Origin of the sequence: Brevundimonas guildfordensis, from assembly GCF_014836405.1 — a bacterium.
GTDB lineage: Bacteria > Pseudomonadota > Alphaproteobacteria > Caulobacterales > Caulobacteraceae > Brevundimonas > Brevundimonas guildfordensis.
Map to the genome: position 1 here is coordinate 274,593 of NZ_JACSQU010000002.1, position 15,238 is coordinate 289,830.

The 15,238-nt window shown below is 68.7% G+C and carries 12 protein-coding genes and 1 pseudogene; 7 read left to right on the plus strand and 6 right to left on the minus strand.

All coding sequences use genetic code 11. The annotated features are described in order from the left end of the window. Nucleotides 1-34 precede the first annotated feature (34 nt). The 3 genes from H9656_RS09825 (at nucleotide 35) to ilvA (ending at nucleotide 4,259) form a co-directional block, all read left to right on the plus strand. Nucleotides 35-2,119 carry a S46 family peptidase gene (locus tag H9656_RS09825; RefSeq protein WP_191744081.1) on the plus strand — a complete coding sequence of 695 codons (2,085 nt, stop codon included), beginning with the start codon at nucleotides 35-37 and terminating at the stop codon, nucleotides 2,117-2,119. Beyond that, nucleotides 2,116-2,643 (plus strand): GNAT family N-acetyltransferase, encoded by a 528-nt coding sequence (locus tag H9656_RS09830; protein ID WP_191744082.1) that lies wholly within the window; start codon nucleotides 2,116-2,118, stop codon nucleotides 2,641-2,643. The genes H9656_RS09825 and H9656_RS09830 overlap by 4 nt, the downstream gene beginning before the upstream one ends. A gap of 98 nt (nucleotides 2,644-2,741) precedes the next feature. Continuing rightward, nucleotides 2,742-4,259, plus strand: a complete 1,518-nt coding sequence (gene ilvA / locus H9656_RS09835) for a threonine ammonia-lyase, biosynthetic (RefSeq protein WP_191744083.1) — start codon at nucleotides 2,742-2,744, stop codon at nucleotides 4,257-4,259. A gap of 3 nt (nucleotides 4,260-4,262) precedes the next feature. Here ilvA and H9656_RS09840 read toward each other — a convergent pair whose 3' ends face one another. The 5 genes from H9656_RS09840 to H9656_RS09860 all read right to left on the minus strand — a co-directional run bounded on the left by H9656_RS09840 (nucleotide 4,263) and on the right by H9656_RS09860 (nucleotide 7,870). Continuing rightward, a complete protein-coding gene (locus H9656_RS09840; protein ID WP_191744084.1) occupies nucleotides 4,263-4,664 on the minus strand; it encodes a host attachment family protein in 402 nt (133 codons plus the stop codon). A gap of 39 nt (nucleotides 4,665-4,703) precedes the next feature. Continuing rightward, a complete protein-coding gene (locus tag H9656_RS09845; RefSeq protein ID WP_191744085.1) occupies nucleotides 4,704-5,267 on the minus strand; it encodes a methylated-DNA--[protein]-cysteine S-methyltransferase in 564 nt (187 codons plus the stop codon). Further along, nucleotides 5,248-6,354 carry a bifunctional transcriptional activator/DNA repair enzyme AdaA gene (locus H9656_RS09850; protein ID WP_191744086.1) on the minus strand — a complete coding sequence of 369 codons (1,107 nt, stop codon included), beginning with the start codon at nucleotides 6,352-6,354 and terminating at the stop codon, nucleotides 5,248-5,250. Before H9656_RS09850 ends, H9656_RS09845 begins: the two co-directional genes overlap by 20 nt. A gap of 67 nt (nucleotides 6,355-6,421) precedes the next feature. Next, the gene (locus H9656_RS09855) at nucleotides 6,422-7,549 is read right to left on the minus strand and encodes a hypothetical protein (protein ID WP_191744087.1); all 1,128 of its coding nucleotides are present in this window, start codon (nucleotides 7,547-7,549) and stop codon (nucleotides 6,422-6,424) included. A 21-nt stretch (nucleotides 7,550-7,570) separates the two neighbouring features. Further along, nucleotides 7,571-7,870: a PadR family transcriptional regulator gene (locus H9656_RS09860; RefSeq protein ID WP_046652788.1), complete on the minus strand. Its 300-nt coding sequence runs from the start codon at nucleotides 7,868-7,870 to the stop codon at nucleotides 7,571-7,573. 375 nt (nucleotides 7,871-8,245) lie between these two features. On the opposite strand from H9656_RS09860, the gene H9656_RS09865 reads away from it, so the two are divergent. From H9656_RS09865 to H9656_RS09880, 4 genes and pseudogenes are all read left to right on the plus strand, one after another. After that, complete coding sequence (locus tag H9656_RS09865; RefSeq protein ID WP_191744088.1) at nucleotides 8,246-8,635, plus strand: hypothetical protein; 390 nt, start codon at nucleotides 8,246-8,248, stop codon at nucleotides 8,633-8,635. A gap of 30 nt (nucleotides 8,636-8,665) precedes the next feature. Beyond that, nucleotides 8,666-9,253, plus strand: a complete 588-nt coding sequence (locus H9656_RS09870; RefSeq protein ID WP_191744089.1) for a serine hydrolase domain-containing protein — start codon at nucleotides 8,666-8,668, stop codon at nucleotides 9,251-9,253. Nucleotides 9,254-9,464: 211 nt separating this feature from the next. Beyond that, nucleotides 9,465-9,837, plus strand: a pseudogene (locus tag H9656_RS09875) (VOC family protein). Between the two features lie 384 nt (nucleotides 9,838-10,221). Beyond that, nucleotides 10,222-12,855 (plus strand): M14 family metallopeptidase, encoded by a 2,634-nt coding sequence (locus H9656_RS09880; RefSeq protein ID WP_191744090.1) that lies wholly within the window; start codon nucleotides 10,222-10,224, stop codon nucleotides 12,853-12,855. 21 nt (nucleotides 12,856-12,876) lie between these two features. Here the strand turns inward: H9656_RS09880 and uvrB are convergent, their stop codons facing one another. Then, the gene (gene uvrB, locus H9656_RS09885; protein ID WP_191744091.1) at nucleotides 12,877-15,204 is read right to left on the minus strand and encodes an excinuclease ABC subunit UvrB; all 2,328 of its coding nucleotides are present in this window, start codon (nucleotides 15,202-15,204) and stop codon (nucleotides 12,877-12,879) included. Nucleotides 15,205-15,238 lie beyond the last annotated feature (34 nt).

Below are 15,238 nucleotides of genomic sequence, written 5' to 3' on the forward strand. Positions count from 1 at the left end.
TTTTCCTCGCCGGAGTCTGAATCAGGAGCTTCTCATGCGTCACATGCTGTTCGCCTCGGCCGCCGTCCTGGCCTTCGCCGCCGCCTCTTCGGCCAAGGCGGAGGAGGGCATGTGGACCTATGACAACTTCCCCATCGCCCGCGCCAATCAGACGCTGGGCACGAACATCGACCAGGCCTGGCTGGACCGCGTGCGCCTGTCGTCGGTGAAGTTCGGCGGCTGTTCGGCGGGGGTCATCTCGGCCGAGGGGCTGGTGATGACCAACAACCACTGCGTCTCGTCCTGCGTCGCCAATCTGTCGACGCCCCAGCTGCAGTACAATGAGACCGGCTTCACGCCCAAGAGCCGCGAGGAAGAGCTGCAATGCCCCGGCGCCTCGGCGGAAATCCTGACCGACATCACCGACGTCACCGAACGGGTCCAGAAGGCGGGCGCCGGTCTGGACGGCCAGGCCTACACCCAGGCGCGCGAGGCCGAGGCCGGCCGCATCGAGACCGAGGCCTGTGGCGATGACGCCAAGATCCGCTGTCAGGTCGTCAGCCTGTATCGCGGCGGCCAGTTCAAGCTCTACAAGTTCCGCAAATACTCCGACGTGCGCCTGGCCTGGGCGCCGGAAGACCGCGCTGCGACCTTCGGCGGCGATCTGGACAACTTCTCCTTCCCGCGCTTCGCCATCGATGCCGCCTTCATCCGTCTGTATGAAGACGGCAAGCCCGCCGCGACGCCGACCCACTTCACCTGGAACCCGAACAAGCCGACCGAGGGCGAGCCCGTCTTCGTCACCGGCAACCCCGGCTCGACCCAGCGTCTGCTGACGCAGGCCCAGCTGATGACCATCCGCGACGTGGTCCTGCCGCTGGACCAGCTGATCGCGTCGGAGCTGCGCGGCCGTCTGATCCGCTATTCGGAAGAGGGCGAGGATCAGGCCTTCATCGCCATGGACCCGCTGTCGGGCGTCGAGAACACCTATAAGCGCGGGCGCGGCCGGATGGCCGCCCTGATCGACCCGGCCTTCATGGACCAGCTGGCCGGTCAGGAAACCGTCTTCCGTCGCGGCGTGGCCGAGAATGAGGCCCTGTCGGCCGAGGTCGGCGATCCCTGGGCCGTTCTGGCTGGCGTCCAGCCGATCGCGCGCGAGCTCTATGCCCCGATGGCCCTGCTGGAAGGCGGCACCGGCATGGGCACGACCTCGGTGGCGGGCGGCTCGCCCCTGTTCAGCTGGGCGCGGGCCATCGTGCGCGGCGCTCAGGAACGCGCCAAGCCATCCGACCAGCGCCTGCCCGAGTTCGCCGACAGCCGCCTGCCGGGCGTGCAGTCCAGCCTCTTCGCCGCCCGCCCGACCTATCCGGAGCTGGAGCAGGTCCGTCTGGAATGGTGGCTGTCCAAGACGCGCGAATGGCTGACCGTCGACAGCCCCTACGTCCGCACCCTGCTGGGCAAGGAGAGCCCCGAAGGCCTGTCCGCCCGGCTGGTCGAAGGCACCAAGCTGGCCGATCCGGCCGTGCGCCGCGCCCTGTGGGAAGGCGGCCTGCCCGCCGTCCAGGCCTCGACCGATCCGCTGATCCAGTACGTCCTGGCTATCGACGCCGACGCCCGCGCCGTCCGCACCCAGTGGGACAACACGGTCAAGGCGCCGACCGACCGCGCCTCGGAACAACTGTCATCCGCCCGCTTCGCTGTCTTCGGCGACGCCGTCTACCCCGACGCTACCGGCACCCTGCGCCTGACCTACGGCCGGGTCGAAGGGACCGACGTGCCGGGCCAGCGCATTCCCGCCTTCACCACCTTCGCCGGCCTGTGGGACCGGGCGACCGGCGCCGAGCCGTTCAACGTCGCGCCCAAGCTGCTGGCCGCCAAGGACCGCATCGACCCCAACGCGGTGATGAACATGGCCGTCTCGTCCGACACCATCGGCGGCTCGTCGGGCTCGCCCGCCGTCAACGCCAAGGGCGAGATCATCGGCGCCAACTTCGACTCCACCGTCCTGACCCAGCGCAACGCCTATGGCTATGACCGCAACGTCAACCGCAGCGTCATCGTCACCACCCAGGCCGTGACCACGGCCCTGCGCGACGTCTACGGCATGGATCACCTGATCACGGAGTTGGGCGTCCAGTGAGCGACCCGGTCTTTCGACCTGCGGCGTCGGCCGATGTTCCGGCGCTGCGGGCCCTGATCGAAGGCGCCTATCGCGGCGACAGCGCCGAGGCTGGCTGGACCCATGAGGCCGACCTGCTGGAGGGCCAGCGCACCGACGAGGCGGAGCTGCGCGACATCCTGGCCGACGCCTCGCGGCTTCTGCTGCTGGCCGAGATCGACGGCGCCCTGATCGGCTGCGTTCAGGTCGCAGATCAGGGGCAGGGCCTGGCTTATCTGGGCCTGCTGACCGTCGATCCGGCGCGTCAGGCGGGCGGTCTGGGGCGTCTGTTGATCGACGCCGCCGAGGCCGAAGCCGCCGCCCGCTTCGCCGCCACGCGCATGGAGATGACCGTCATCCGCCAGCGCGCCGAGCTGATCGCCTGGTACGAACGGCGCGGCTATCGCCTGACCGGCGAAACCCGCCCCTTCCCGCTGGACGACCCCCGCTTCGGCCTGCCCCGCACGCGCGACCTGGCCTTCGTGGTTCTGGAGAAGACGCTTTAGAGCAGGAGAGGGGGCGCAATTTTCGTTCTCATAAGGATCGGTCTGGCCTAGACGAGGGCACGCTTCGTTCCTCCCGTCGCAGCCTGACCGAGATCATCGTGCAAGACACCGTCCGCCGCATCCTGACCGCTCGCGTCTATGACGTGGCCGAGGAGACCCCGCTCGATCCGCTGAAGCGGCTGTCGGCGCGGATCGGGCGGCCCGCCCTGTTGAAGCGCGAGGATCTGCAACCGGTCTTCTCGTTCAAGATCCGCGGGGCCTACAACCGGATCGCCGCCCTGAGCCAGGCGGAGTTGGCGCGCGGCGTGATCTGCGCCTCGGCGGGCAATCACGCGCAAGGGGTGGCGCTGGCGGCGGCCAGGCGCGGCGCGGCGGCCACCATCGTCATGCCGACCACCACGCCCGGCATCAAGGTGGCGGCGGTCCAGGGGCTGGGCGGCCAGGTCGTGCTGCATGGCGAGAGCTTTGACGACGCCTACGCCCACGCCCGCGAGTTGGAGAAGCAGACCGGCGCGACCGTCGTCCACCCGTTCGACGACCCCGACGTCATCGCGGGGCAGGGCACGGTGGGGCTGGAGATCCTGCGCCAGCACGCCGATCCGATCGACGCCGTCTTCATCCCCATCGGCGGCGGGGGGCTGGCGGCGGGGGTGGCGGCCATCGTCCGCTTCCTGCGGCCCGAGACGCGCCTCATCGGCGTCGAACCGGCCGAGGCCCCGACGATGAAAAGCGCCATCGAGGCCGGGCGCGTCGTCGATCTGGATCAGGTCGGCCTGTTCGCCGACGGGGTGGCCGTGCGCCGCGCGGGCGACGAGACCTTCCGCCTGTGCCGCGACCTGCTGGACGAGATCGTGCTGGTCGACACCGACGCCATCTGCGCCGCCGTGAAGGACATCTTCGACGACGTGCGCGCGGTGGCCGAGCCGTCAGGCGCCGTGGCGCTTGCCGGGCTCAAGGCCTGGGCCGCGCGCAATCCGGGATCGGGGGCGCTGGTGGCGATCAACTCGGGCGCCAACGTCAACTTCGACCGTCTGCGCCACGTCGCCGAACGGGCCGAGATCGGCGAGGGCGCGGAAGGGCTGTTCGCCGTCGCCATGCCGGACCGGCGCGAGGACTATCACCGTTTCCTGCAGAGCCTGGACGGCCGCTCGATCACGGAATTCAACTACCGCTGGTCCGGCGACGGCACCGCCCAGATCTTTGTCGGCGTGGCCCTGCGGAACGGCGCCGCCGAGCGCGAGAGCTTGCTCAAACGCCTGATGGCCGACGGCTATTCCGTCGTCGATATGAGCGACAATGAAACCGCCAAGCTCCATGTTCGCTACATGGTCGGAGGACGCACCATCGGCCTGCCGCATGAGCGTCTGCTGCGTTTCGAGTTCCCCGAGCGGCCGGGCGCCTTTCTGCGCTTCCTCAACAGCCTGCAGCCCGCCTGGGCCCTGACGCTGTTCCACTATCGCAACCACGGCGACGACGCGGGCCGGGTGCTGGCGGGCGTCAGCGTCCCGCCGGACCAGGCGGCGGCCCTCAGCGCCGCCTTGGACGACCTGGGCTATCCGTACGTCGACGAGACGGACAACCCGGCCTGCCGCCTGTTCCTGGATGGCTCCGCTTGATAGTCAGGCCCGGCTGATGGCTTCGGCGATCTCTTCGGCCGGACGGCCAGCCAGGGCCTTGGGGATCTCGCCGACCAGACGCTCTTCCAGCGTCTTGTGCCAATGCTTGCGCAGCTGGCCCAGGGTCTTGGGCGCGGCGACCACGGCCAGGGCCTCGAACTTGTTGGTCAGGGCCATGTGGTTCAGCGCCTCGGCTACACCCATGGCGAAGCCGTCCTCGGCCTGAGTGTCGTTGTCCGGGTTGGCGTCGCTGGAGCGGCGGCCCGGCGCGCCGGACAGGCGTTCGGGAATCTCGGGCGTCGCCATCGCCTTAAGCTGGATGTCGAGGTTGTGGCCGGTGTTGCGGAACAGGCTCAGCTTCTCGCCGTCAGCGACGGCGACCAGGGCCCCGTTGGGCAGGTTCATATCAGACTCCAGAAATGAGCGCCGAAAGGGAGGGCGCTGTCAGTCCAGCGCAAACGCCCCCTGTCCCGTTCCATCATCAGGGCCAACCTGCGACGCTTCGTGCGCCAGCAGCCAGCGTTTGCGCTCCAGCCCCCCCGCATAGCCGGTCAGGGTTCCGTTGGCTCCGACGACGCGGTGGCAGGGCACGATGACGCCGATCGGGTTGGCCCCGTTGGCCAGACCCACGGCCCGCACGGCGGCAGGCTTGCCGATGGCCTGCGCCAGCTGACCGTAGCTCCAGGTCCGCCCGGCGGGAATGGTCCGCAGCGCCGCCCAGACGGCGCGCTGGAAGTCCGTGCCGCCGGTCTTCACGGCGAGGCCGTCCAGCGCCGTCAGCTCGCCGCCGAAATAGGCGGCGATGGCGTTCCGCACCGCTTCCGGCGCCCGCCCCGGCGTCAGCTGAACCCTGCCGTAGTGGCGGGCCAGCAGCGTCATCATCCGCGCCTCATAGTCGGTGAAATCGAAGGCGCGCACCGCGCCGTCCGCGTCCGTCACCAGCAGCACCTCGCCCACGGGCGTCACGATGCGGTCGAGCGTAAAGGCTTCAGGCTGCGTCTTTTTCATCGTCGCTCTCCATGATCGTCATGCTGTCGATCCCCGCTTCGCGCAGGTGCAGCACGCCATAGGCCCGCCAGGGTCGCCATTGCTCGGCTCGCCCCGCCAGCCGTTCGTCTTCGAGCCGGTCGCTGGCCATGTCGGTCGATTCATCGCTCCAGACCCCCGGCAAGCGCAAACCGGGCCGCGCCTCGACCAGCGGCCCCAGCACAGGGTCAGCAGCCAGATCACGCCGGATCGCCTCGGGATCGGCCGAAAGATCGAACAGCCGCCGCACCCGCGCCAGCACGCCCGGCAAGGCCTTCAGATCGTCCAGCGCCGCCGTCACCGCCAGCCGGTCGCCCGCCTCGAACCGGGCCGATACCTCGCCCGTCGCGCCGTCGATCGCGGGCGTCAGGGCGCGGCGCCAGACCCCGCCCCCGACCGTCTCGCCGTTCGCGCTCAAGGCGGCCAGCAGGGCCTCGGCCTCATAGGGCGGGCGGTAAGGCAGGCTGAGCCTGACGCCCCCGTCCCACGGCCGCTCCGCCCGCGCCCGCAGCGCCGACGGCGGCCGCCCGTAGAGGGCCTGAAACGTCTCGTTGAATCGCCGCACGCTGCCGAAGCCGGACGCCATGGCCACCTCGGCCATCGGCAGGTCGGTCTGGTGGATCAGGGCCTTGGCCAGTAGGACACGGCGGGTCTGGGCCACGCTGACCGGGGCGGCGCCCAGATGCTGGCGAAACAGGCGGCGCAGGTGACGCTCGCCCACGCCCAGGCGGGCGGCCAGGGCCTCCACGTCGCCGTCGTCGAGCGCGCCCGCCTCGATCAGGCTCAGCGCCCGGCTGACGGTGTTGGAGGTGCCGCGCCAGGCGCCCATATCGGGCGCCGTCTCGGGTCGACAGCGCAGGCAGGCGCGGAAACCCGCCTCCTCGGCCGCCGCCGCGCTGGCGACGAAGCGCATGTTCTCGCGCCGGGGCGTGCGCGCCGGACAGACTGGGCGGCAATAGATGCCCGTCGTCTTCACGCAGGTGAAAAAGCGCCCGTCGAAGCGCGGGTCGCGCGTCAGGACCGCCCGGTAGCAGGCCTCCTGATCCAGACTGTCGCGAGTGATCTCCATGACGTCAGAATGCGCCCGCCACGCCGCTGTGTCTCGCGGTTTTCGGACATGGCGGCGCCCTGCCGCCTCAGCAGGCCTTCGCCGTCGCGATGCGCCACATATAGCCCACGATGTTGACCGCGAAGCTGATGGCCATGATGGCGAAGACCCAGGTCAGCACCGTGCCCAACGTCAAGGCCGTTCCGCCCAGATCGCGGCCCGCCTCGTTGATGGCCCGCAGCGCCTGCAGGCTGATCTGCGCCGCGCCGCCCTCCACGCGCGCCGTGGCGTCGCCCTGGGTCAGGGTGAACCACCAGCCGGCCTCGAACAGGCGCCACAGCACCCACAGGGCCGCGCCGGCCAGCGGAATCTTCAGGAACCATCCCAGCCGTCCTTCGCGGCCGCGGATCAGGGTGATGGCATCCACGGCCATGCCGCCGACGGCCAGGGCCAGGATGGGGCCGTAGAGGGCCGCCCACACAGGCGCTGGTTCCATGCCCACCGCGCCGCCTCTCAAGTGGACTGCGCCCAGTCCCGGAAAGCTGATCACGCCGATCCACCACATCACGAACACACCGGCGACGATCAGGGAAACCAGCGCCTCCACGCCGGGCTTGTCGTTGACGGCGACGCCCCAGACGCGCGCGCCCTTTGGCAGCCACTCAGCCTTCGCCTTCTCGGATCCTGCCAGAGACGCGCCCCACTTCGCCGGGTCGGCCAGGCCGAAGGCCGACAGGTCGCGCACCCGCCATTTCGTCAGCCAGGTCGGCTTGATGTTGAAGTGCTCCATGACCGCCCCGGCCAGAGTTAGCGCCCCCAGCAGAGTCAGCGCCCCGGAGAAGAAGCCGTGGAAGGCCTGGCCGATCGCCCGGCCGACATCAGCTGGCGCTCCCAGCACATGGATCAACAGCCCCAGCGCCTGCACCGCCGCGATGAGGGTCAGGCCCGCCTTGGCCCCGAACAGCCAATAGGGGAAAAGCTCAGGCCCGATCAGGCTGTCAGGTCCCTTGCGATAGCGGGCGGCGACGATCAGCGGATGGCCGATCTCATGCAGGATCGCCTCCTTCTCCTCGTCGGTCAGAGCCCGGCCCAGCTCTTCCTCGCGCGCCTCGACGCGGCTCAGGATCAGGTCGCGCAGCTCGGCGACGATGTCCTCGCGGTCATCGGTCGGCAGTTGCGCCGCCACAGCCTCCAGATAGCGTTCGATGATGTCCATCGCGCCCTCTCCCATCCCTCGTTAGAGAATTCGTTCCAGCGAGGCGTTGATGCCGCGCCATTCCTCAGTCAGGGCCGCCAGCATGGCCTCGCCCCCCGGCGACAGGACGTAGAACCGCTTCTTGCGTTTCTCCTCCTCGCGCCACTCGCTGGTCAGCAGCCCTTGCCCCTCCAACCGCCGCAGCAGGGGGTAGAGGGTGGATTCCTCCATCTCCAGCCCATCCGCCGCCAGCGCCTGACGCAGGGTGTAGCCGTACCGTTCGGTGCGCAGGCAGGCGAGCACCGCCAGGACCAGCGTCCCGCGCCGCAGCTCCAGCCGCATCGTCTCGAACAGGGCCTGATCCACCGCCGTGCCTCACTCGCTGTCACATAGTGTGTGATGTACAGTGTATGCGACATACTGTGCGGCGATGTCAAAGAGTTTTGTTATTCGGACCCGCGAGGCGCCCAGGTGAGAAGGCCCAAGGTGCGCCGAGGTCCGCTTTCGACCCATCGGGGAGGCTTCATAAGATTGGCTTTGGGGGCAGGGGCGCCCGGATTGGCTTCTGGGCTAGCCAACTTAAGGCGACGCGTGTTGCGTCCTGGGGCACGGTGCTGCATCTGATACGCAACCCTTTCGCGAGACCGCATTATTCGCTTCCCACAACACAGAACCCTGGCCGTCGCCTATGAGATCGCGGCGAGCGGGACAGCCTTGGTGGCCTATGTCATCGCCGCCCTGTGCGTGGGCTGGCTTGTTTCAATCCTGCTTCAGCCCATGGGTTACGTCTGGCTTCGCTTTGCAGCCGAGGCCGCGATTTCCACCGGCATCGGCATGATCGCCAGCTGGCGACTGACCAACGCCCTGTTCCCGAACCGATCAGGCAAATGGGTCGTCGCCGCGTTCGTCGCAGCGGTCGCGCTTGTCTCCCTGGCGGCCCCGGGGGGCTCGCCAGACTGGCTGCAAACGGGTCAGGCGCTGCTTCTGGTCGGTCTCGCCTTCGGTCTGTTCTGGCCGCGTCGGAGACTGGCGGACCGACCAGGCACGTCTGTTAGCTCGCAACGCCAGGAGCGGTCGATTCTGGGGCGTAAGAAACAAGACATCTAGACCGGCCGCGCAGATTGTTTGGCGCCATCGGTGATCGAGAAGGTCTCTGGCCAGCCCTATGCGCAGTTCATGAAGGCTACGATCTTCGACCGTCTGGGCATGGCGGATACGGCCGTCGACGACAATGGCGCGATCGCGCCGCGACGCGCTTCCGGCTACCGCCTCGCGGGGGGACAGCCAGGCGCCTTCCGTCACGCGGGCCACCTGGAGATGAGTGTGCCCTACGCCGCCGGCGCCATACGGTCGACGGTCGAGGATCTCGCGCGTTGGAACGTCGCGCTTCATGGCGGACGGCTGCTGTCGGCCGCGTCGCTGGCGCAAATGACCGGTCCCGGCCTGTTGCGTAACGGGGCGGAGACCCAGACGGCGGTCTACTGGCCGGGCGAGCCCGGCGTTCCGCCGGAAGGCCTGATTCCGGGGCCCTATGCCTTCGGGCTCGAACACTACTCGATCGATGGTCACCGTGTGGTGGGACACAATGGCTCTCTGCCCGGTTTCGACGCCGTGATGAACGTCTACCCTGACGACGACATAACCATCATCGTTCTGACCAACACGGGCGGCGCCGCCGGTCTATTGGAGTCACAGTTGTCGCGAATTGTGCTCGAGGACCGCTGACGGTTGAAACGCCTCGGCCGCCACCCACGCAGCGTTTTTGCCGGCTGCTCGGCGCCAGAACCGAACATTGGCGCCGGGCCTGAAGCTGGACGTTTAGCCGGTCGACCTGCAAAGGTCCGCAATCGATACATCTGCGGACATTGAAAAAAAGTCGCAGTAGCGGTGGCGGAGAGGGGAGAAAACCCCTTCAAGGCAAAGCTAAGGAAACGCAATGGCTGCGCTCGTTTACGCTACTGTCGGATCAAACCGGTTGGACGACGCCAAAGCGTTTTATGACGCCCTGCTCGGTTCGGCCGGGATCAAACCCGTTTTCGCATCCCTCTGGTGGGCGAGTGTACGGCGCGAACCGCACGCCTAATTTCGCCGTGCTCGGTCCGCACGATGGCCGGCCAGCGTCGGTTGGCAACGGTTCGATGTTCGCCTTCAGCTTTGATACGCGCCAAGAAGTCGATGCGTTCTACACAAAGGCTCGGGAGCTAGGCGGCTCCTGTGCAGGCGCTCCCGGCCTTCGGGGGCCGGGATTGTGGTTCAGTTACTTCCGTGACCTCGACGGGAATAAGCTCTGCGCCTTCTGCATGGGGTGATCGAAGGACCGCTTCCCGCCCTTCTCTGACATTCCGCAGGCCCGCTTTCGGTTAGAAAACCGGCCAGGCCGGGCGTCCGGCTGCGCTCGGATCGCCATCGCGGACGCAGGCTGCGCAGCGGCCCGCCACGGTATCGGCCAAGGCAGGCTCCGCGTCCGTCCAGGGCCACCGCTCGTGATCCAAATGGGGGAACATGCACCAAAGCTCGACGAAGTGGCCGGCGCCGCAGCCGCGCGGGATCGACCCTTCGGAAACGGGGAGGGCGGTCATGCTTACGGGCGCCGACCCCTAGGTCCCGGAGGCCGCGTGAAGCGGTTTTGGCGCCCCGCCTTCCCATCCGCCTGAAACGGCGCCTAAGCTCGCATTTCTCAGGGGGAAGTTCTCATGTCTCGTCGTCTCGCCGCGCGGCCTCTGTTCGCGCTCAGCCTGGCTCTGGCCGCCGCTGCAACGCCCGTTCTGGCGCAGCAGACTCCGCCGACCCAGGAGGCGGTTCTGGGCCATGCGTCGGGCGATCGCATCACCCGCTCGGCCGACGTGCGCCGCTATTTCGAGGCGCTGCGCGCCGCCAATCCCGACCGCGTGGTCATCGGCGACTACGCCCAGTCGTGGGAAGGCCGCCCGCTGTTCTGGGCCGCCGTCGGCTCGCCGCGCAACATCGCCCGTCTGGACGCGATCAAGGCCGCGACCAACGCCTTGGCCGACCCGCGCAAGACTTCGCCCGAGCAGGCCCGCGCCCTGATCAACGACACCCCGGCCATCGTCTGGATGGCCTATTCCGTCCACGGCAATGAGATCAGCCCCGCCGACGCCGCCCTGGCCGCCGCGCGCCGCCTGACCGACAGCCTCGACGCCGAGGCGCAAGGCTGGCTCGAGAACGTCGTGGTCGTCTTCGTCCCGACCCAGAACCCCGACGGGCGTGAGCGCTTCATCAACAGCTTCGAGGCGGGCCTGGGCGCCCAGCCCAACGGCGACCCCCTGTCGGCCGAGCGGGCCGAGCCGTGGCCGTCCGGCCGCTTCAACCACAATCTGTTCGACCTGAACCGCGACTGGTTCATCCAGTCCCAGCCGGAGACGCAAGGGCACTCGGCTCTCATCCGCGAATGGCGCCCGCAGGTGGTGGTCGATTCCCACGAGATGGGCACCGACTCCAGCTTCTTCTTCCCGCCCGAAGCCCAGCCGCTGAACCCCTGGATCTATCCGCCGATCCTGGACGCCCGCGAGCGCTTCGGCCGCAACACCGCCGGGCGCTTCGATCAGGCCGGGCTGGACTATTTCACGCGCGAGACCTTCGACGCCTTCTATCCCGGCTATGGCGACGGCTGGCCCGCCTATTTCGGCGCCGTCTCCATGACCTATGAGCAGGGCTCGTCGCGCGGTCTGCTGGCGCGCCGGTCGTCGGGCGAGATGCTGACCTACGCCGACACGGTCAAGGGCCACCTGACCGCCACCCTGTCGACCATCGAGACCGCCGCCCGCGACCGCGAGAAGCTGCTCAGCGACTTCTACGCCTTCCACCGCGACGGGATTTCGGGCGGACGCGGCGCCTATGTCCTGTCGCGCTCCGCCGCCGCTGACCCGGCCGCCGCCGACAAGCTGGCCGGACTGCTGGTCCGTTCGGGGCTGGAGGTCGGACGCGCCAACGCCGCCTTCTCCGCCTGCGGCCAGACCTATCAGGCGGGCGACTACGTCGTGAACCTGTCCCAGCCCCAGCGCCGCATGGCCGAGACCCTGCTGGCCAAGGACGTGCCGCTGGACCCCAAATTCCTCGCCGAGCAGGAAGCCCGCCGCGCGCGCGGTCTGGGCGATGAGATCTATGATCTGACCGGCTGGTCCCTGCCGCTGCTGTTCAACGTGCCGAGCCAGCGCTGCACCGGCGCTCCGTCGGTCCAGACGGCCGCCGTCGGCCCGGAACTGATCCGCCCGGCCGCCGTGGCCTCGGGCGACGCGACCTATGGCTACGCCATCCATCCGGGCACGGCGGGTATGCGCTTCCTGACCGCCGCCCTGACCGACAAGCTGCCGGTCCGCTCGGTCGAGGAGCCCTTCACCCTGGACGGCCGCGCCTATCCGGGCGGGACCTTCATCGTGCCCCGCGCCGGTTCGCCCGACGACCTGGACGAGCGTGTCCGCCGTCTGGCCGCAGGCAGCGGCGCCCAGGTGACGCCCCTGGCCACCTCCTGGGTCTCCAGCGGTCCCAGCGTCGGCTCGGACAAGGCCGCCGTCATCGCCGCCCCGCGCGTCGCCATGGCCTGGGACGACCCGACCGAGCCGGAGTCCGCCGGTTCCATCCGCCATGTGCTGGAGCGCGAATACGGCTGGCCCGTCACGGCGGTGCGCACCCGCCGCCTGGCGAACGCCGACCTGTCCCGCTACCAGGTGCTGATTCTGCCGTCGGGCGGGGACTATAAGCAGGCCCTAGGCGAGAGCGGCGTCGCCAACCTGCGCGCCTGGGTTCAGGCGGGCGGCGTCCTGATCGGCGTCGGCTCGGCCAGCCGCCTGCTGACGGACGCCGATTCCAAGCTGCTGGAGAGCCGCCGCGAGAGCGCCGTCTCCGGCGACGGCGACAAGGACAAGAAGGACGGTGGCAGCGAGATCGCCACCGACGCCGAATACCTGGCCCTGACCGGCCATCACGGCGGCGCGCCCGATCCGGTCGCGGGCGTCCTGGCCAGCGCCGTGGTCGACAACGAACACTGGCTGGGCGCGGGCGTCGCCCCGACCCTCAGCGTCATGGTGCGCGGCTCGGACATCTATGCGCCGCTGGCCCGCGACCAGGGAACCAACGTCGTGCGTCTGGCCGGCCCGGATCAGGTGCTGGCGTCCGGCCAGCTGTGGGCCGAGAACCGCCGCCAGCTGGCCTACAAGCCGGTCGCCATGGCCTCAGAGGTTGGTCGCGGCCAGGTGGTCGCCTTCACCCAGGACGTGACCATGCGCGCCTTTCTGGAAGGGCTGAAGCCGCTGTTCCTCAACGCCGTCTTCCGCGGTCCGGCCCACACCTCGGGGACCAAGGGGAACTGAAGCGGATGAAGGGGAGGGGCGTCAGCGCCCCTTCCTGAACGCCTCGGCCTTTTCGGCGGCCGCCTCCTTGCGCCAGCGTTTGGGGGCGGCTTTGTCGACCTCCTCGCCCGCGCCGGTCAGCGCCTCGTTGGCGAATTCGAGGTCGAGGAGCTTCATCTTCTTGATCTCGTCGCGCAGGCGGGCGGCTTCCTCGAACTCGAGGTTGGCGGCGGCCTCGCGCATGCGGCCTTCCAGATCCTTGAGGGCGGCCTGGAAGTTGGAGCCGACGAAGGGCTTGGCCTCCTCGGCGACGCCGGGGCGGGTCAGGCGGTCTAGGTCGCGGGACTCATAGGGACTGTCGAGAATCTCCTTGATGTCGCGCTTGACCGTCTCGGGCGTGATGCCGTGTTCGAGGTTGTAGGCCTGCTGCTTCTCGCGGCGACGGTCGGTCTCGGCGATGGCGCGCTCCATCGAGCCGGTCATGCGGTCGGCGTAGAGGATGACGCGGCCGTCGACGTTGCGCGCGGCGCGGCCGATGGTCTGGATCAGGGAGGTTTCGGAGCGCAGGAAGCCCTCCTTGTCCGCGTCGAGGATGGCGACCAGGCCGCACTCGGGGATGTCGAGGCCCTCGCGCAGCAGGTTGATGCCGATCAGGCAGTCGAACGACCCCAGCCGCAGGTCGCGCAGGATCTCGATCCGTTCCAGGGTGTCGACGTCGGAGTGCATGTAGCGGACGCGCACCCCCTGTTCGTGCATGTATTCGGTCAGGTCCTCGGCCATCTTCTTGGTCAGGGTGGTGACGAGGCTGCGGTAGCCGGCGCGGCTGGTCGCCTTCACCTCGTCGATGACGTCGTCGACCTGGTTGCGGGTGGCGCCGGAGACGGGGCGGATCTCGACCGGGGGGTCGATCAGGCCGGTGGGGCGGATGACCTGTTCGGTGAAGACGCCGCCGGTCTTGTCCAGCTCCCAGGCGCCGGGGGTGGCCGAGACGAAGACCGTCTGGGGCCGCATGGCGTCCCATTCCTCGAACTTCAGCGGGCGGTTGTCGATGGCCGACGGCAGGCGGAAGCCGTACTCGGCCAGGGTCGATTTGCGGCGGTAGTCGCCGCGATACATGGCGCCGATCTGGCCGACGGTGACGTGGCTCTCGTCCACGAACAGCAGGGCGTTGTCAGGGATGTATTCGAAGAAGGTGGGCGGCGGCTCGCCCGGCGCGCGGCCGGTCAGCCAGCGGCTGTAGTTCTCGATGCCGGCGCAGGAGCCGGTGGCCTCCATCATCTCCAGATCGAAGCGGGTGCGTTGTTCGAGGCGCTGAGCCTCCAGCAGCTTGCCGTTCTCGACCATCCAGTCGAGCGTCTCCTTCAGCTCGGCCTTGATGCCGGTGATCGCCTGGTTGAGCGTCGGGCGCGGGGTGACGTAGTGGCTGGCGGCGTAGACGGTGACTTCGTCCAGCGCATTGGTCTTCTTGCCGGTCAGGGGGTCGAACTCGTCGATGGCCTCGATCTCGTCGCCGAACAGGCTGATGCGCCAGGCGCGGTCCTCGAGGTGGACGGGGAAGATCTCCAGCGTGTCGCCGCGCTTGCGGAACATGCCGCGCTCGAAATGCAGGTCGTTGCGCTTGTACTGCAGGGCGATGAGGTCGGCGCGCAGCTTGGCCTCGTCGATCTGGTCGCCGACCTTCAGGCCGAAGGTCATGGCGGTGTAGGTCTCGACCGAGCCGATACCGTAGATGCAGCTGACCGAGGCGACGACGATCACGTCGTCCCGCTCCAGGATCGCGCGGGTGGCGGCGTGGCGCATCCGGTCGATCTGTTCGTTGATCGAGCTGTCTTTTTCTATGTAGGTGTCGGTGCGCGGGACGTAGGCCTCGGGCTGGTAGTAGTCGTAGTAGCTGACGAAATACTCGACCGCATTGTCGGGGAAGAAGGCCTTGAACTCGGAATAGAGCTGGGCCGCCAGCGTCTTGTTGTGGGCCAGGATCAGGGCCGGGCGCTGGGTCTGTTCGATCACCTTGGCCATGGTGAAGGTCTTGCCCGAGCCGGTGACGCCCAGCAGCACCTGCTCGCGGTCGCCCTCATCGGCCTGGGCGACGAGCTCGGCGATGGCGGCGGGCTGGTCGCCGGCCGGCTGGTATTTGGTCTCCAGCCGGAAGGGGATGCGCTTCTTGCCGGTCGGTCGCTCGGGGCGGTGGGGCACCCAGTCGGTCGGGGCGGCGGGCGCCTCTTCGGGCGTCAGGCGCGGACCGCTCACCGGCGCGAACATCGGCGCGCGGCCGTGATCGAAGGCGACGGGGGCCTCTTTCAGACCGGGATTAGGCGTGTGGACGGGCTTGGTCAGCTTCTGGGGCGGTGTCGCGGGAGAACGGGCCATGAACATCAAGGTAATGCGCGCGCCTGCGCGACGC